Raw genomic sequence first — 16,235 nt, 5'->3', positions numbered from 1 at the left:
CTGATCCTTCCCCCCGATTTCGACCGAGGCACCCCCCAACTTTCACGAAGGGCACCGGACATGGGTCCCCATCCTGCGGTCGCGGCGATACGCCTGGCGGTCCGCCGCGTACTCCACGACGTACTCAACGAGCTGAACGAACTCCCCAGCACCCCCCACGCCACCGACGGACACGCCGGACCCGCCGGCCGGCCCCCGGCCGGGCAGCCGCCCCTCGTCCTGGTCGCCTGCTCCGGTGGAGCGGACTCCATGGCGCTCGCCTCCGCCCTCGCCTTCGAGGCCCGCAAACTGTCCGTCCGCGCCGGTGGCATCACCGTCGACCACGGCCTGCAACCCGGCTCCGACCTGCGCGCCACCGAGGTCGCCGCCCGCCTCACCGCCATGAACCTCGACCCCGTCGAGGCCGTCGCCGTGACCGTCGGCCGCGAAGGCGGCCCCGAGGCCGCGGCTCGCGACGCCCGCTACGCCGCCTTGGACGAGGCCGCCGAGCGCCACGGCGCGGCCGCCGTGCTGCTCGGCCACACCCGCGACGACCAGGCAGAGACGGTCCTGCTGGGCCTGGCCCGCGGCTCCGGCATCCGCTCGCTCTCCGGTATGGCCGCCGTGTCGCCGACCGGCCGCTACCGCCGCCCGTTCCTCGAGCTCGACCGGCAGACCGCCCGCAAGGCCTGCCTGGTGCAGCATCTGCCCGTCTGGGACGACCCGATGAACGCCGACCCCGCGTACACCCGCTCGCGGCTGCGCCACGAGGGTCTGCCCGCCCTGGAGAAGGCGCTCGGCAAGGGTGTCGTCGAGGCCCTGGCCCGCACCGCCCGGCTCTCCCGCGACGACGCCGACGCGCTGGACGCCTGGGCCGCCGACGCGGACTCCTCCGTCCGTGACGAAGACGGCCTCCTCGAATGTGCGAAGCTCTACGCGCTGCCCCCCGCGGTCCGTCGCCGCGTGCTCCGCCGGGCCCTCATCACAGCCGGTTCACCTGGGGGTTCGCTCTTCGCGCGGCACATCGAGGAAGTCGAGCGACTGATCACCGGCTGGCGCGGCCAGGGGGCCATCAACCTGCCCGGCCGGGTCGAAGCCCGCCGCCAGGGTGGCAGACTGGTCATTCGGCAAGGCTGAGCCGGCAGCCGGCAGCGGGCCGATTCGCCGAAACGCCGACACGCCGATGCGCCGATACGGCACGGCGCAGAGACAGAAAGCGACGCGGGTGAACGAGAAGGACATGGGCGCCGATCTCAAATCGGTCCTCATTACCAAGGAAGAGATCGACGCGAAGCTGGCCGAGCTGGCCGCGAAGATCGATGCGGAGTACGCGGGCAAGGACCTGCTCATCGTCGGGGTCCTCAAGGGTGCCGTGATGGTGATGGCGGACCTGGCGCGTGCCCTGTCCACCCCCGTCACGATGGACTGGATGGCCGTGTCGTCGTACGGCGCGGGCACCCAGTCCTCCGGCGTGGTCCGCATCCTCAAGGACCTGGACACCGACATCAAGGGCAAGCACGTCCTGATCGTCGAGGACATCATCGACTCCGGCCTGACCCTGTCCTGGCTGCTGTCGAACCTGGGCTCCCGCGAGCCGGCCTCGCTGGAGGTCTGCACGCTGCTGAGGAAGCCCGACGCCGCCAAGGTCGCGATCGACGTGAAGTGGATCGGCTTCGACATCCCGAACGAGTTCGTGGTCGGTTACGGCCTCGATTACTCCGAGAAGTACCGCAATCTCCCGTTCGTGGGCACCCTCGCACCGCACGTCTACGGCGGCTGAGCACGGGAACCTGGGCCGCCTTCCCGCCGTTGGAGCATGGGAAGGCGGTCCCGGGTGACAATGCTGGGGTACCTTCCGAAGAACAGTCTTTTCAGTTGAGTCTCATAGCAGCATTTACCTACGGGCAGGAGGGACGGGGCGAAGTCGCTCCGTATGGATGGACGTGAAGCGATACTTCCGTGGGCCGGTCATGTGGATCGTGCTGGCCGTCCTCGCCGTGGTCGTGCTGATGCAGGTTGTCGGCTCGTCGGGCGGCTACAAGACGGTGGACACCGCCAAGGTGATCCAGGCGATCTCCAAGAACCAGGTCGAGCAGGCCAAGCTGACCACCGGCGATGAGCAGATCATCAAGATCGAGCTGAAGGACGGCCAGAAGGTCGACGGCAGCGACAAGGTCCAGGCGAGCTACATCGGCAACCAGGGTGTCGAGCTGGCCAACACCCTGCAGAAGAAGTTCGAGGCCGGTGACATCGAGAAGGGCTACACGGTCTCGCCCGAGCGACAGAGCCCGTTCCTCTCGGTGCTGCTCACGCTGCTGCCGTTCGTGCTCATCGTGATCGTGTTCCTGTTCCTGATGAACCAGATGCAGGGCGGCGGCTCCCGGGTCATGAACTTCGGGAAGTCCAAGGCCAAGCTCATCACCAAGGACACCCCCAAGACGACCTTCGCCGATGTGGCCGGGTCGGACGAGGCGGTCGAGGAGCTCCACGAGATCAAGGAGTTCCTCCAGGAGCCGGCGAAGTTCCAGGCTGTCGGTGCCAAGATCCCCAAGGGCGTGCTGCTGTACGGCCCGCCCGGTACGGGCAAGACGCTGCTCGCGCGCGCCGTCGCGGGCGAGGCGGGCGTCCCGTTCTACTCGATCTCCGGTTCCGACTTCGTCGAGATGTTCGTCGGTGTCGGTGCCTCCCGAGTGCGTGACCTCTTCGAGCAGGCCAAGGCGAACGCCCCGGCGATCGTCTTCGTCGACGAGATCGACGCCGTCGGCCGGCACCGCGGTGCGGGCCTCGGCGGTGGCCACGACGAGCGTGAGCAGACCCTGAACCAGCTCCTCGTCGAGATGGACGGCTTCGACGTGAAGGGCGGCGTCATCCTGATCGCCGCCACGAACCGGCCGGACATCCTCGACCCGGCGCTGCTGCGCCCCGGCCGATTCGACCGGCAGATCGCCGTCGACCGCCCGGACATGCAGGGCCGTCTCGAAATCCTCAAGGTCCACCAGAAGGGCAAGCCGGTCGCCCCGGACGTCGACCTCGGCGCCGTCGCCCGTCGTACGCCCGGATTCACCGGCGCGGACCTGTCGAACGTGCTGAACGAAGCGGCGCTGCTCACCGCGCGCAGCGACAAGAAGCTGATCGACAACCACTCGCTGGACGAGGCGATCGACCGCGTCGTGGCGGGCCCGCAGAAGCGGACCCGGATCATGTCCGACAAGGAGAAGAAGATCACCGCGTACCACGAGGGCGGACACGCCCTGGTCGCGGCGGCCTCCCCGAACTCCGACCCGGTGCACAAGATCACGATCCTGTCCCGCGGCCGGGCACTCGGCTACACGATGGTGCTCCCGGACGAGGACAAGTACTCGACCACGCGCAACGAGATGCTCGACCAGCTGGCGTACATGCTGGGCGGCCGCGCGGCCGAGGAGCTCGTCTTCCACGACCCGACCACGGGCGCGGCGAACGACATCGAGAAGGCCACGGCCACGGCCCGCGCGATGGTCACGCAGTACGGCATGACCGAGCGGCTCGGCGCCATCAAGTTCGGCGGCGACAACACGGAGCCGTTCCTCGGCCGCGAGATGGCGCACCAGCGCGACTACTCGGAAGAGGTCGCGGCGCTGGTCGACGAAGAGGTCAAGAAGCTCATCGAGACCGCGCACAACGAGGCCTGGGAGATCCTCGTCGAGAACCGTGACGTTCTCGACAACCTGGTCCTCGCCCTGCTGGAGAAGGAGACCCTCGGCAAGGAGGAGATCGCCGAGATCTTCGCCCCGATCGTGAAGCGCCCGGCCCGCCCGGCGTGGACCGGCTCCTCCCGGCGCACCCCGTCGACCCGCCCGCCGGTGCTCTCCCCCAAGGAGCTGGCACTGACGAACGGCGCGGCGAACGGTGTGGGTCCTGGCGTGACCGATATCACCAAGGCCCCGGCCGACGCGGTCCACGAGGAGCGTCCCGAAGCCTGACCAGGGCATCTCCGGTCCTACGGGCCCGGGTCCCGGAATGAACGCCGCGCCTCCCAGGTTTTAGCCTGGGAGGCGCGGCGCTTTTCGTGCGCCTGAGGACGGACAGGAACGAGGCACAGATGACCGACCCGGTGACACTGGACGGCGAAGGCACGATCGGCGAGTTCGACGAGAAGCGTGCCGAGAACGCCGTGCGGGAGCTCCTCATCGCGGTGGGTGAGGACCCGGACCGCGAGGGGCTGCTGGAGACGCCGGGGCGGGTGGCTCGGGCGTACAAGGAGATATTCGCCGGTCTGTGGCAGAAGCCTGAGGATGTCCTGACGACGACGTTCGACCTGGGTCACGACGAGATGGTCCTGGTGAAGGACATCGAAGTGACAAGCTGCTGTGAACATCACCTCGTCCCGTTCAGGGGTGTCGCCCATGTGGGTTACATCCCGTCGAGCAGCGGCAAGATCACTGGGCTCTCGAAGCTGGCACGTCTCGTCGATGTCTTCGCCCGTCGGCCGCAGGTCCAGGAGCGGCTCACGACCCAGGTCGCGGACTCGCTGATGGAGATCCTGGAGCCGCGTGGCGTGATCGTCGTCATCGAGTGCGAGCACATGTGCATGTCGATGCGCGGCATCCGCAAGCCGGGCGCCAAGACGATCACCTCGGCGGTGCGCGGGCAGCTGCGCGATGTCGCGACGCGCAATGAAGCGATGAGCCTGATCATGGCGCACTGAGTCGGGTGGTCATCCCAACTCCCCCGTAGCGGGGCGGGGTTGTGCGAGCATCGCTCCCATGAGCGAAACATTGCTGCCCGCCCGCGGGCTCGGTGGACTTGAGGTCTCAGCGCTCGGCTACGGCGCGATGGTGCTCTCCCCGGGGGTGTACGGGGAGATCGACGACGCCCGCGGTGAACGGGCGCTGCTGGCCGCGGCCGACGCCGGTGCCACGTTCTTCGACACGGCGGACGGTTACGGCCAGGACGCCCACAACGAGCGGCTCGTGGGCAAGGCCCTGCGCGGCCGGCGCGACGAGGTCGTCATCGCGACGAAGTTCGGCTTCCGGCTGCCCGAGGGCGTCGAGCCGCACCGATTCCCGGTCGGCTTCGCCTTCGGTGAGCTGGCGGTCAACGCCGACCCCAAGCACGTGCGGGGGTACGCGGAGGCCAGCCTCCGGGCCCTCGGGACGGACTACATCGACCTGTACTACCCGCACTTCCCGGACCCGGAAGTGCCCTTCGAGGAGACCGTCGGGGCGGTCGCCGAGCTGATCGAGGCGGGCCTGGTCCGCCACCTCGGCGTCTCGAACGTCACCGCGGAGCAGCTGCGGGCGGCGTACGCGGTGCACCCCGTGGCCGCGGTACAGACCGAGTGGTCCATGTGGCGCCCCGTCGACCCGGGCACGCTCGCCGCGGCCCGTGAGCTCGGGATCGGCATCGTCCCCTGGTCGCCGCTCGGCGCCGGCTTCCTGACCGGCCAGGTCGGCGAGGTCAAGGACGGCGACTTCCGCGCCCACATGCCCCGCTTCGACGAGGCCAACCGCCAGGCGAACACGGACCGCTTCGCCCCGGTCCGGGGTATCGCGGCGGAGCTCGACATCACCCCCGCCCAGCTGGCCCTGGCCTGGCTGCTCCACCAGGACGACCACGTGGTCCCCATCCCGGGCAGCCGCACCCCCGCCCACATCGAGGAAAACCTGTCCGCGGCCCGCGTCGTTCTGCCGACCGACGTCCTGTCCCGCCTGACGACGATCCTCGCGACGACGCAGATCGAGGGCGGCACGCTGCTGTAGGGGGGAGGGGGCTCCGCCCTCGGACCCCCGCCGGGGCTCCGCCCCGGACCCCGCGCCTCAATCTCCCCCTACGCCCTGGCGGGCGTGGGTGGACCCCCAGCGGGGCTCCAAAGGAGCCCGTCCGGCGATTGAGGACACGGCCGAAGGTCGTACCGGGGGTCTGGGGCAAAGCCCCTGGTCTTTTCAGCCCCGCTCGGTTCCCCCCCATGCCCGCAGGGCATAGGGGGAGTTTGAGGCGCGGGGTCTGGGGCAGAGCCCCAGTTCGGGAAGGGGCGGGGCGGGGAGAAGAGCCCGCCGCAGACGCCCCCTCGGCGCTCCGCCCAGCGAGCGCCACCCGGGGCCCTGCGTGGCCCGAGGGGCCGGGCCCAGAGACCGGGCTCCTCACAGGGTCGTGACGTGGCCCGTGCCGTTGTCCTCGTCCTCCGGGAGCTTGCACACGTGCTCCATGAAGAACGCCGCCGCCACCACCGCCGCCCCCGCCAGCACCGCGAAGCCGGCGTAGATCGCCTGGTCGCGGCGGGCCGGGATGTCCAGGGAGCCGAGCAGGAAGACGCCCACTCCGGCGTACATGCCGCTGACCAGCGCCGCGACGAGCGCGCTCGCCTGGCCGAAGACGACCGCGCGGGCCGCCATCAGCGGCTCCACGCCTTTCGCGCCGGGGCGCCGCTCGCGCTGGGCGCGCAGCCGGGCGCGGAGCGAGAGCGCCGTCGCGGTGAGGACCGCGGCGATCGCCGCGAGGACGATGGGTGCGGCCAGCGGGACGCTCGGCAGCGTGCCGAACGAGTTCCAGAGGCGGGCGCCGCCCCAGGACAGCACCCCGGCCACGATGAAGAGACCGGCCAGCACACCGACCCGTAGTTGCTTCACCGCACGTCCTTCGTGTTGCTTGTTGGCGACCCTGAAGAGCGTAACGACTACTCGGGCAGGCGGAGTTCCAGATCGGCACGGGGCATCACGCCCGCCCGGCTCACGCTCGCGAGCAGCTCGGCGACCGGGCCGCGGCCGGGCAGCTGGGCCTCCGGCTCGACGTCGAACCACGGGGCGAGGACGAAGGCCCGCTCATGGGCCCGGGGGTGCGGAAGGGTGAGCACCGGGTCGTCGGAGACCACGTCCGCGTACGCGACGATGTCCACGTCGATCGTGCGCGGCCCCCAGCGCTCCTCGCGGACCCTGTCGTACGCCTCCTCGATGGCCTGGCCGCGCTCCAGCAGGGAGCTGGGCGGCAGGGTCGTCTTCACCACGACCACCGCGTTGAGGTACGACGGCTGGGATCCGGGCGCGACGCCCCACGGCTCGGTCTCGTACACGGGGGAGACCGCCTTCACCCGGACGCCCGGGGTGTCCTCCAGGGCGTCGATGGCCCCCTGGAGCGTCTCCAGCCGGTTGCCCAGGTTGGAGCCGAGCGCGATCACGGCCCGTTTCGGGTTGGAGAGGGTGGTGTCGGCGGCGTCCACCTGTTCGACCACGGAGGCCGGTACCGGCTGGACCGTGGGGTCACTCTGAGTGTTCACGCGCGGCTCCGGGTGATCGTGATGGTCACGTCGTCGAACGGGACGGTGATCGGGGCGTCCGGCTTGTGCAGGACGACCTCGACCTCCTGGACACCCTCATGCTTCAGACACTGCTGGGCGATCCGCTCCGCCAGGGTCTCGATGAGGTCCACCGGCTCGCCCTGCACGACGTCGACGACCTCTTCCGCCACCACGCCGTAGTGGACGGTCTTGGCCAGGTCGTCGTCGGCAGCCGCGGGGCGGGTGTCGAGGCCGAGCACCAGGTCCACGATGAAGGTCTGGCCTTCCTCGCGCTCCCGGGGGAAGACGCCATGGTGCCCGCGGGCCTTGAGGCCGCGCAGCGCGACACGATCCACGCGAATCACTCCTGCTGTCGTAGGTCTTGCGAGCACGCTGCCGCGTGCGGGCGGCAGCAGTGCACTGATTCGAATCTACCTGCGAGCACCGACACTGCCCGCCCACGGGGGCTGTCCACAGGGGCTATGGACAGGGTCGCGCGGGGCTGGTAGCGGCGCCTACCCCGCACAGGCGAAAAGGAACCTCCACCAGTCCGCTTACCCCATCAGGAGGGGGACTCGTCGTCCTCTTCGTCATCGGATTCGGCCAGAACGGGAGAGCCGTGATGTGACCAGATTCTCCATCCGTCCGGTGTGCGCCGGAACACATTCGTGGCCACGACGAGCTGCCCGACGAGCGGCCCGAGCTCGCCCGCCTCCTCGGCCGGCCCACCGCTGAGGATGTTCTCGGTGCAGGTGACCAGCGCGGTGTCACCGGCCACGCTCACCCGTACGTCCGTGAGGAAGAACTGGATGTACTCGGTGTTCGCCATGATCAGCGCGTACGAGCGCAGCACCTCGCCGCGCCCCGACAGCACCGGCCATCCGGGGTGCACGCAGGAGATGTCCTCGGCGCCCTCGCCGTTCAGCCAGAGCGTGGAGATCTCCTCGAAGTCGCCCCGCTCCATCGCCTCGTAGAAGGCGGTGTTGGCCTCTTCGACCTGCTCGATGTCGGTCCCGAAACTCACAGTGCGGCGCCCTCGACGGCCCTGGCGACCCGTACCGCGTCCGCCGTGGCCCGTACCTCGTGGACGCGGACCGCCCAGGCGCCCTCGTGGGCGGCGATCGCGGAGACCGCGGCGGTGGCCGCGTCGCGCTCGCGGGCGGGCGGCGGGGAGGCGGCGCCCTCGGCCAGCACATGGCCGAGGAAGCGCTTGCGGGACGCCGCGACCAGCACGGGGCGGCCGAGCGCGCGCAGCTGCGCGAGATGGGCGACGAGCGCGAGGTCGTGCCGCGCCTCCTTGGCGAAGCCGAGCCCGGGGTCGATCACGATCCGCTCCGGGGAGATACCGCCCGTGACCACCGCGTCCATGCGCTCGCGCAGTTCGGCGACGACCTCGGCGACGACGTCCTCGTAGACCGCGCGGCTGTTCATGTCGTGGCTGAAACCACGCCAGTGCATGACCACGAAGGGCACCTCGGCGGCGGCGACGGCCGGGATCATGCCGGGGTCGGCGAGGCCGCCGCTGACGTCGTTGACGAGCACCGCGCCCGCCTCGACGGCCCGTGCCGCGACGGAGGCGCGCATGGTGTCGACGGAGACCGTGACGCCCTCGGCGGCGAGGCCGCGTACGACGGGAACGACCCGGCGCAGCTCCTCGTCCTCGTCGACGCGGGTGGCCCCGGGGCGCGTGGACTCGCCGCCGACGTCCACCAGGTCGGCGCCCTCGGCGACCAGGTCGAGGCCGTGCTTGACCGCGGCCGTGGTGTCGAACCAGCGGCCGCCGTCGGAGAAGGAGTCGGGCGTCACGTTGACGACTCCCATGACCGCACAGCGGTCCCACTCCGGCAGGCCCATGGCCGTGCCCCGTCCACGCAACGACGTACTCATGCGTCCAGCCTAGGTCGTGTCTTCAAGGTCCCGTCCGCCCGGCTGCCGGGACTGCCCTATGCCGCCTGGGCCTCCCGCTCCACGGCCGCCGCCGGGCGGATGTGGGCGCAGGGGCGGGCGGAGCGGGCCGCCCGGCGGCGGAAGGGCCGGGGCGGGGCGAGGGTCACGAAGCCCTCCGCCTGCATCGCGGCGAAGCCGATGCGGGGCAGGTCGCGGGTCTTGCGGAAGACCACGAAGCGGGGCTCCCAGCGCGGCCGGAACTTCGCGTTGAACTTGTACAGCGACTCGATCTGGAACCAGCGGGAGAGGAACACCAGCAGCCCGCGCCAGGTCCGCAGGACCGGGCCCGCGCCCAGCTTCTCGCCCCGGGCGAGCGCGGAGCGGAACATCGCGAAGTTCAGCGAGACCCGCGCGACGCCGAGCCTGGGGGCGGCCTGGAGAGCGGCCACGATCAGGAGTTCGTTCATGCCGGGATCGGCCGAGCGGTCGCGGCGCATCAGGTCCAGGGACATGCCGTCCGTGCCCCAGGGGACGAAGTGCAGTACGGCCTTCAGGTCCCCGTACGGGGACTCGTCGTCGCTCTTGTGGGCGGTGGCGATGACGCTGTCGCCGTCCGACGGGTCGCCGATCCGGCCGAGGGCCATGGAGAAGCCGCGTTCGGTGTCGGTGCCGCGCCAGTCGTCGGCGGCCTGCCGGATCCGGTTGAGCTCGCCTTCGGAGAGGTCACGGACGCGTCGTACGCGGGTCTCGTAACCACCCCGCTCGATGCGCTTCACCATCTGGCGCACGTTCCGCATGGCGCGCCCGGTCAGGGAGAAATCCGCGACATCCACCACCGCCTCGTCCCCGAGCTCCAGCGCGTCGAGACCGGTCTCACGGGTCCACACCTCGCCGCCGGTCTCCGAACAGCCCATCACCGCGGGCGTCCAGGAGTGCGCCTTCGCCTCGTCCATGAAGCGCTCGATGGCGCCGGGCCAGGCCTCGACGTCGCCGATCGGGTCGCCGCTGGCGAGCATCACGCCGGAGACGACGCGGTAGCAGACGGCGGCCTTGCCGCTGGGGGAGAAGACGACGCCCTTGTCGCGGCGGAGCGCGAAGTGGCCGAGGGAGTCGCGGCTGCCGTGCTTGGCGAGCAGTTCGCGCAGCCGGGCCTCGTCGTCCTCGCTGAGCCGGGCGGCCGGGCTCTCGGGCCGCAGCGCGAGGTAGATCGTGGTGACGGCGGTGAGCAGGCCGAGGGCGCCCAGCGAGTAGCCGACGGTCCAGTCGACGCCGCCGCCGTAGCCGACCGGCCCCTCGAAGCCGAGGAGGCCGAACAGGACGTGCTCGAGGCGGTCGGTGAGGCTGGGGCTGCCGATCACCTTGGACGGGTGGGCGCTGACGATGACCAGGCCGAGACCGATCGAACCGGCGCTCATGAGGACGAAGTTGGCCAGCGCCGTCCAGCGGCTGCGCGGGTCGGGCAGCGCCGCGAACTCGCGCCGGTGGCGCAGCAGGAGCGCGAGCAGCGCCAGGGAGAGCACGGCGCCGATGATCGAGTTGCGGTACGCGAACTGGGCGACCGCGCCGGCCGGCAGCAGGACGACGGCCGCGCGCCAAGCGCGCCGCTTGTGCCGCTTGAGGCCGTGGGCGAGGAGCAGCAGCAGGACGCCCGCGCTGAGTGACAGCGCGGCGGCGAACGGGCCGAGCGCGCCCGGGAGCACCTCGACGACGGCGTGCATCCGGCTGTGCCGGAAGCGCGGGAAGACGCCTGCCGCGATGTCGATCAGCCCGATGAAGGTGCAGGCCGTGCCGACCAGTGCGGGTACGGATTCGGCACGCGGGCCGCGGAGGATCCGGCGTACGCGATCCGGAACCAGGCCCGACTTATCCCCATCTACCGTGACAGACATCGCTTCCCGTGATTCCGAGAGAGATCGTGAGCCCTCGGCCGCAGAACAGGCGGCGTCGGACAATTTGCGTCCTCTAGGACGGCACTTCCGGGCGGCGGGTTCACTTGCCCTCGGGAAAATCTCATCGTCGCGTCTCAAGGAAGAAGTTCGAACAGCTCATGGGTCTCACCAGCAACACCGTCCTGGCGCTGGCCGTTGCCGCCGCCGTGGCCCTCTTCGCCACGACGATCTGGCTGTGGCCGCGCCTGGCCCGCCGCGGCCTGCGTCCCGTCCTCGGCCGGGTCGGACTTCTGCTCGCGACCCAGCTGGCGCTGTTCGCCTCGGTCGGCCTCGCCGCGAACAACTCGTTCCTGTTCTACGGCTCCTGGGCCGATCTGTTCGGCCAGGAACAGGACATGGGCGTGGTCGTGGACCACTCGGCGGGCAGCAAGAACGTCAAGGTGGTCGGCAAGCAGCAGCTCGACGTCCCGGGCGGCGCGCGGCCGGCGACCGGTGGCCAGATCCAGAAGGTCGTCGTCGCCGGTGAGAAGTCGGGCATCGACAGCCCGGCCTACGTCTATCTGCCGCCCGAGTACTTCCAGCCGGCGTACGCGAAGAAGACCTTTCCCGCAGCGGTCGTCCTGACCGGCTACCCGGGCACCGCGGAGAACCTGCTCAAGGGCCTGAAGTACCCGAAGACGGCGTACCAGCAGGCCAAGGACAAGAAGATGCGCCCGATGATCCTGGTGATGATGCGGCCCACCGTGGCGCCGCCCCGGGACACCGAATGCGTGGACATTCCGGGCGGCCCGCAGACCGAGACGTTCTTCGCCGAGGACCTGCCGAACGCCGTGTCGCAGACGTACCGCGTCGGCACCAAGCCCAGGAACTGGGGCTTCATGGGCAACTCGACCGGCGGCTACTGCGCGCTGAAGATCGCCCTGCACCACCCCGAGCGGTACGCGGCGGGCGCGGGCCTGTCCGCGTACTACAAGGCGGCCGAGGACGTGACGACCGGCGACCTGTTCCACGGGAGCAAGAAGCAGCGCGACCGGGCCAATCTGCTGTGGAGCCTGGACCACCTGCCGCAGGGCACGTCGTCCTTCCTGGTCACCACGTCCAAGCAGGGCGAGGGGAACCTGAAGGGCACGCGCGACTTCATCAAGAAGGTGAAGGCGCCCGCGCGGGTCTCGTCGATCACCCTCGACAGCGGCGGGCACAACTTCAACACCTGGAACCGGGAGATCCCGCCCGCTCTGGTGTGGATGAGCAGCCGGCTCAGCGCGGTGTGACGGCGGAGGGCGGGCTCGGCGCCGTGTGACGGCGGGGGCGGGTTCAGCGCTGTGTGACGGCGGAGGGCGGGTTCAGCGCTCTGTGACGGCGACGGCGGGCGGGTTCAGCGCGGTGTGACCGTTTCCAGCTCCACTTCGGTACGGGGAATGTCCTGGGCGTCCGCGTCGATGGAGCGGCGCAGCGCCTCGTGCAGCCGCGCCGGGGTCAGCACGCCGAGGAAACGTCCCGTCTCCTCCCGGTCGATGACCGCGATCCAGCCCGCGTCGTGCTGGAGCATCGTGGCGAACGCCTGCTTGAGGGAGGCCCCGACGGGCAGCCACGCCTCCATGCGGCGTGCGTGGTCCCGTACGAAGCCCTTGTTCCGCGCCGCCTCCTCGGCGGAGATCCAGCCGTGCAGATTGTCCGCGCCATCCAGGACGACGGCCCAGCGGGAGTCCAGCTCCCGGGGCAGCGGGTCGTCGAGGTGCACCACCGGGGGCTGATCCAGATCGCCCTCCTCGATGGGGGTGACGGACAGCCGCTTGAGCCCGCGGTCCGCCCCGACGAACTCGGCGACGTACGGGGTGGCGGGCGCGCCCAGCACGGCCGCGGGGGCGTCGAACTGCTCGATCCTGCCCTGTCCGTAGACGGCGATACGGTCGCCGAGGCGGACGGCCTCCTCGATGTCGTGGGTGACGAAGAGCACCGTCTTGCGGACGGCGGCCTGGAGCTTCAGGAACTCGCTCTGCAGATGGTCGCGCACGACGGGATCGACCGCGCCGAACGGCTCGTCCATCAGCAGCACCGGCGGGTCGGCCGCCAGCGCCCGCGCCACACCTACGCGCTGGCGCTGGCCGCCGGAGAGCTGCTCGGGGTAGCGGTCGCCGTAGACGCTCGGGTCGAGACCGACGAGATCGAGCAGTTCGGCGGCGCGCGCACGTCCGTTGGAGCGCTTCCAGCCGAGCAGATGCGGCACGGTCGCCGTGTTCTCCAGGACTGTCTTGTGGGGGAACAGCCCTACCTGCTGGATGACATAGCCGATACGGCGCCGCAGCTGGACGGGGTCGACGTCGGCTATGTCGTTCCCGTCGAGGAATATCCGGCCGTCGGACGGCTCGATGAGCCGGTTGACCATCTTCATCGTGGTCGTCTTGCCGCAGCCGGACGGTCCGACGAGCGTGACCAGTTCGCCCGCGGCCACCTCGAACGAGAGGTCGTCGACGGCGGTCGTGCCGTCCGGATACCGCTTGGTGACGTGCTCGAATCGGATCATGCGTTCCATTGTGGCGGCTGGCCACCGGCCGTGTGTGAAGGCCGTGTTGCCGGAACGCGAAGCTCCTCGGCGATTGTCAGTGGCGGGGGATAAGGTCGTTTCCGGTCGAAGATTCGAACGGTCGACGGGGGAACGGGCGGGGGTGCGACAGATGAGCGAGCAGAACTGCCTGGTGGCGAACGACTGGATCTGTGGGGAGTATCTCCGCTCCCGCAGCCAGGAGTTGATCGACGCCACGGTCCAGCACGTCTGGATCACGGTGGTCTCCGTGCTGATCGGGCTCGTGGTCGCCTTTCCGCTGGCGCTGCTCGCCCGGCGCAGCCCGCGCCTGGCCGGGCCCGTCCTCGGCCTGACGACCGTGCTCTACACGATTCCGTCGCTGGCGATGTTCTCGCTGCTGCTGCCGTTCTTCGGGCTCTCCGCCGCCCTGGTGATCACAGGTCTGGTGCTCTACTCGCTGACGATCCTCGTGCGGAACATCCTGGCGGGACTGCAAGCGGTCCCGGACGAGGCGCGCGAGGCGGCCAGGGGCATGGGGTACGGACCGGGCAGGCTGTTGTGGGAGGTCGAGCTCCCCCTGGCGCTCCCGGCGCTGATGGCCGGCCTGCGCATCGCGACGGTCTCCACGGTCGCGCTCACCACGGTCGGCTCGATCGTCGACCGCGGCGGCCTGGGCAATCTCATCGAGGACGCGCTGCCGAGCTTCTTCAAGGCGCAGGTGCTGACCGCGTCCGTGCTGTGCGTCCTGCTGGCCGTCGCCGCTGATCTGCTGCTGCTCGGCGTCCAGCGGGCGCTGACGCCCTGGACCCGCATACGCACGGCCCGCGCGGGCGCGGGCCGGGAAACGACCCGAACAGCCAAGACCCGGATGCGGGGGGCCCACTGATGGGGGTAGTGGCCGATGCCTGGACCTGGCTGACGACCGGCGCCAACTGGTCGGGGGAGAACGGCGTCTGGCACCGCCTCGGGGAGCATCTGTACGTCAGCGGGACAGCCTTGGCGGTGGCCTGCGCGATCGCCCTGCCGATCGCGCTGTACCTGGGGCACATAGGCCGGGGCGGCGCGCTCGCCGTCAACATCTCCAACGTGGGCCGGTCGATCCCCGTCTTCGCGGTGCTCGCCCTGTTCATGGTCTCGCCGCTGCGCAACGCAGGGTACCTGCCGACGATCATCGCCCTGGTGCTGTTCGCCGTCCCGCCGCTGCTCACCAACGCCTATGTGGGGATGCGGGAGGTCGACCGAGCGGTCGTGGAGGCCGCGCGGGGCATGGGGATGTCGGGTGTGCAGCTCTTCCTCCGGGTCGAGCTGCCCCTCGCGTACCCGATGCTCATGACCGGGCTGCGGTCGGCGTCCGTCCAGGTCGTGGCGACGGCGACGATCGCGGCGATGGTGGGCCTGGGGGGCCTCGGCCGCCTCATCACGGCCGGTTTCAACACGTACAACACCGCGCAAGTCGTCGCGGGCGCCCTGCTCGTGGCCGTGCTCGCTCTCCTCGTGGAGGCCGTGCTGGTCGGGCTGGACCGCGTGGTCAGTCCGCTCCGTCCGCTCCGTGCCCTCCGTCCGCCCCGCAAGTCCGTGTGACACGTCACTTGCCGACTCCGTAGTCCTTGTCCTTTCTCTTGGAGGGTGAACCTGATGAGCAAGACCTCGCGGATCGCGGGTGCGGTACTGGGCGTGATCGCTCTGACCGGGTCGCTCGCCGCTTGCGGTGGCGACAGTCTGGAGCAGGGCAAGGAGAAGGCGAGCTCCGGCGGCGCCGCGGGCGGCGGGAAGAAGGGCACGCTCGTCGTCGGCGCGGCCGCGTTCACCGAGTCCAAGGTGCTGGCCGAGCTGTACGCGCAGGTGCTGGCCGACGCCGGGTACCGCACGTCCGTCACCACGGTGAAGAACCGCGAGCTGTACGAGCCTTCCCTGGAGAACGGCGAGATCGACGTCGTACCGGAATACGCGGCGACGATCGCGGAATTCCTCAACGCGAAGGCGAACGGGCCGAAGGCCCCGGAGGAGAAGCCCGTCGCATCGGGCGATGTCGGCGCCACCGTCGCCGCGCTGGAGAAGCTCGCGGAGAAGCGCGGGCTGAAGGTGCTGCCCGCCGGTGCGGCCGTCGACCAGAACGCGTTCGCGGTGAGCAAGGAATTCGCCGAGAAGAACAAGCTCAAGACACTTTCCGATCTTGGAAAGTCGAAGATCAAGGTCAAGATCGCGGCCGGGGACGAGTGCGAGGTCAGGCCGTTCTGCGCGCCCGGCCTGAAGAAGACGTACGGCATTGATGTCGCAGGCATCGACCCCAAGGGAGTCGGCACCCCGCAGTCCAAGCAGGCGGTGAAGGACGGCATCGACCAGCTGGTGCTGACCACGACCACCGACGCGGTGCTGGACGGTCTGGTCTTCCTGGAGGACGACAAGAAGCTCCAGAACGCCGACAACGTCCTGCCGGTGGTCAATGCCAAGGACGCGGGGGCCAAGGACATAGCCGACGCCCTCGACAAGATCACCAAGGTGCTGACCACCGAGGATCTCGCCGAGCTGAACCGCAAGGTGGACGCGGAGCGGGCGAAGCCGCAGGACGTGGCGAGGGACTATCTCCGGTCCAAGGGCCTGGTCGAGGAGTAGGAAGAAGGCGGCGGCGGATAAAGGAAGTCGGCCCGGCGCATCGTCGGCGTATCGAGCGATGTGCGGGGGAGGCACGCGCGATGTGCACAAG

The 16,235-nt window shown here is 70.1% G+C and carries 16 protein-coding genes; 9 read left to right on the top strand and 7 right to left on the bottom strand.

Going from position 1 to position 16,235, the window contains the following annotated elements; translation table 11 throughout:
* The first annotated feature begins 60 nt into the window (after window positions 1-60).
* The 5 genes from tilS to ABT342_RS12555 all read left to right on the top strand — a co-directional run bounded on the left by tilS (window position 61) and on the right by ABT342_RS12555 (window position 5,720).
* Window positions 61-1,116, top strand: coding sequence for a tRNA lysidine(34) synthetase TilS (gene tilS, locus ABT342_RS12575; RefSeq protein WP_351571198.1), 1,056 nt, complete (start codon window positions 61-63; stop codon window positions 1,114-1,116).
* 103 nt (window positions 1,117-1,219) lie between these two features.
* Window positions 1,220-1,759: a hypoxanthine phosphoribosyltransferase gene (gene hpt / locus ABT342_RS12570; RefSeq protein ID WP_351571560.1), complete on the top strand. Its 540-nt coding sequence runs from the start codon at window positions 1,220-1,222 to the stop codon at window positions 1,757-1,759.
* Window positions 1,760-1,916: 157 nt separating this feature from the next.
* Window positions 1,917-3,941 carry an ATP-dependent zinc metalloprotease FtsH gene (gene ftsH / locus ABT342_RS12565; RefSeq protein WP_351571195.1) on the top strand — a complete coding sequence of 675 codons (2,025 nt, stop codon included), beginning with the start codon at window positions 1,917-1,919 and terminating at the stop codon, window positions 3,939-3,941.
* 119 nt (window positions 3,942-4,060) lie between these two features.
* Window positions 4,061-4,666: a GTP cyclohydrolase I FolE gene (folE, locus tag ABT342_RS12560; protein ID WP_351571192.1), complete on the top strand. Its 606-nt coding sequence runs from the start codon at window positions 4,061-4,063 to the stop codon at window positions 4,664-4,666.
* Window positions 4,667-4,724: 58 nt separating this feature from the next.
* The gene (locus ABT342_RS12555; protein ID WP_351571189.1) at window positions 4,725-5,720 is read left to right on the top strand and encodes an aldo/keto reductase; all 996 of its coding nucleotides are present in this window, start codon (window positions 4,725-4,727) and stop codon (window positions 5,718-5,720) included.
* A 381-nt stretch (window positions 5,721-6,101) separates the two neighbouring features.
* On the opposite strand, the gene ABT342_RS12550 is transcribed toward ABT342_RS12555, so the two are convergent.
* The 6 genes from ABT342_RS12550 to ABT342_RS12525 form a co-directional block, all read right to left on the bottom strand.
* A complete protein-coding gene (locus ABT342_RS12550; RefSeq protein WP_351571186.1) occupies window positions 6,102-6,587 on the bottom strand; it encodes a DUF3180 domain-containing protein in 486 nt (161 codons plus the stop codon).
* A gap of 47 nt (window positions 6,588-6,634) precedes the next feature.
* Window positions 6,635-7,231, bottom strand: a complete 597-nt coding sequence (gene folK / locus ABT342_RS12545; protein ID WP_351571183.1) for a 2-amino-4-hydroxy-6-hydroxymethyldihydropteridine diphosphokinase — start codon at window positions 7,229-7,231, stop codon at window positions 6,635-6,637.
* A complete protein-coding gene (gene folB / locus ABT342_RS12540) occupies window positions 7,228-7,587 on the bottom strand; it encodes a dihydroneopterin aldolase (protein WP_351571180.1) in 360 nt (119 codons plus the stop codon). The genes folK and folB overlap by 4 nt, the downstream gene beginning before the upstream one ends.
* 206 nt (window positions 7,588-7,793) lie before the next feature.
* A complete protein-coding gene (locus ABT342_RS12535) occupies window positions 7,794-8,255 on the bottom strand; it encodes a nuclear transport factor 2 family protein (RefSeq protein ID WP_351571177.1) in 462 nt (153 codons plus the stop codon).
* Window positions 8,252-9,118 carry a dihydropteroate synthase gene (gene folP, locus ABT342_RS12530; RefSeq protein WP_351571174.1) on the bottom strand — a complete coding sequence of 289 codons (867 nt, stop codon included), beginning with the start codon at window positions 9,116-9,118 and terminating at the stop codon, window positions 8,252-8,254. Before folP ends, ABT342_RS12535 begins: the two co-directional genes overlap by 4 nt.
* Window positions 9,119-9,174: 56 nt before the next feature.
* The gene (locus ABT342_RS12525; protein ID WP_351571171.1) at window positions 9,175-11,007 is read right to left on the bottom strand and encodes a phosphatidylglycerol lysyltransferase domain-containing protein; all 1,833 of its coding nucleotides are present in this window, start codon (window positions 11,005-11,007) and stop codon (window positions 9,175-9,177) included.
* Window positions 11,008-11,165: 158 nt separating this feature from the next.
* Here ABT342_RS12525 and ABT342_RS12520 point away from each other — a divergent pair, with 158 nt between their 5' ends.
* Window positions 11,166-12,278, top strand: a complete 1,113-nt coding sequence (locus ABT342_RS12520) for an alpha/beta hydrolase (protein ID WP_351571168.1) — start codon at window positions 11,166-11,168, stop codon at window positions 12,276-12,278.
* A 104-nt stretch (window positions 12,279-12,382) separates the two neighbouring features.
* On the opposite strand, the gene ABT342_RS12515 is transcribed toward ABT342_RS12520, so the two are convergent.
* Complete coding sequence (locus ABT342_RS12515) at window positions 12,383-13,531, bottom strand: ABC transporter ATP-binding protein (RefSeq protein ID WP_351571165.1); 1,149 nt, start codon at window positions 13,529-13,531, stop codon at window positions 12,383-12,385.
* A 151-nt stretch (window positions 13,532-13,682) separates the two neighbouring features.
* Between ABT342_RS12515 and ABT342_RS12510 the strand changes: the two genes are divergently transcribed.
* Genes ABT342_RS12510 through ABT342_RS12500 form a run of 3 tightly spaced genes read left to right on the top strand, consistent with a single transcriptional unit; the run spans window position 13,683 to window position 16,144 of the window.
* The gene (locus tag ABT342_RS12510; protein ID WP_351571162.1) at window positions 13,683-14,417 is read left to right on the top strand and encodes an ABC transporter permease; all 735 of its coding nucleotides are present in this window, start codon (window positions 13,683-13,685) and stop codon (window positions 14,415-14,417) included.
* Complete coding sequence (locus ABT342_RS12505; protein ID WP_351571159.1) at window positions 14,417-15,112, top strand: ABC transporter permease; 696 nt, start codon at window positions 14,417-14,419, stop codon at window positions 15,110-15,112. The genes ABT342_RS12510 and ABT342_RS12505 overlap by 1 nt, the downstream gene beginning before the upstream one ends.
* A 54-nt stretch (window positions 15,113-15,166) precedes the next feature.
* A complete protein-coding gene (locus tag ABT342_RS12500; protein WP_351571157.1) occupies window positions 15,167-16,144 on the top strand; it encodes an ABC transporter substrate-binding protein in 978 nt (325 codons plus the stop codon).
* Window positions 16,145-16,235: the final 91 nt, after the last annotated feature.

The organism is Streptomyces sp. NPDC000410 (assembly GCF_040300305.1).
GTDB lineage: Bacteria > Actinomycetota > Actinomycetes > Streptomycetales > Streptomycetaceae > Streptomyces.
Note: the sequence above shows the minus strand (reverse complement) of the source record. Positions and strands in the feature narration are given on the sequence as shown.

Coding starts and splice junctions, on each gene's coding strand:
- tilS (WP_351571198.1), top strand. CDS start 61: ATGGGTCCCCATCCTGCGGTCGCGGCGATACGCCTGGCGGTCCGCCGC.
- hpt (WP_351571560.1), top strand. CDS start 1,220: ATGGGCGCCGATCTCAAATCGGTCCTCATTACCAAGGAAGAGATCGAC.
- ftsH (WP_351571195.1), top strand. CDS start 1,917: ATGGACGTGAAGCGATACTTCCGTGGGCCGGTCATGTGGATCGTGCTG.
- folE (WP_351571192.1), top strand. CDS start 4,061: ATGACCGACCCGGTGACACTGGACGGCGAAGGCACGATCGGCGAGTTC.
- ABT342_RS12555 (WP_351571189.1), top strand. CDS start 4,725: ATGAGCGAAACATTGCTGCCCGCCCGCGGGCTCGGTGGACTTGAGGTC.
- folP (WP_351571174.1), bottom strand. CDS start 9,118: ATGAGTACGTCGTTGCGTGGACGGGGCACGGCCATGGGCCTGCCGGAG.
- ABT342_RS12525 (WP_351571171.1), bottom strand. CDS start 11,007: ATGTCTGTCACGGTAGATGGGGATAAGTCGGGCCTGGTTCCGGATCGC.
- ABT342_RS12520 (WP_351571168.1), top strand. CDS start 11,166: ATGGGTCTCACCAGCAACACCGTCCTGGCGCTGGCCGTTGCCGCCGCC.
- ABT342_RS12515 (WP_351571165.1), bottom strand. CDS start 13,531: ATGATCCGATTCGAGCACGTCACCAAGCGGTATCCGGACGGCACGACC.
- ABT342_RS12510 (WP_351571162.1), top strand. CDS start 13,683: ATGAGCGAGCAGAACTGCCTGGTGGCGAACGACTGGATCTGTGGGGAG.
- ABT342_RS12505 (WP_351571159.1), top strand. CDS start 14,417: ATGGGGGTAGTGGCCGATGCCTGGACCTGGCTGACGACCGGCGCCAAC.
- ABT342_RS12500 (WP_351571157.1), top strand. CDS start 15,167: ATGAGCAAGACCTCGCGGATCGCGGGTGCGGTACTGGGCGTGATCGCT.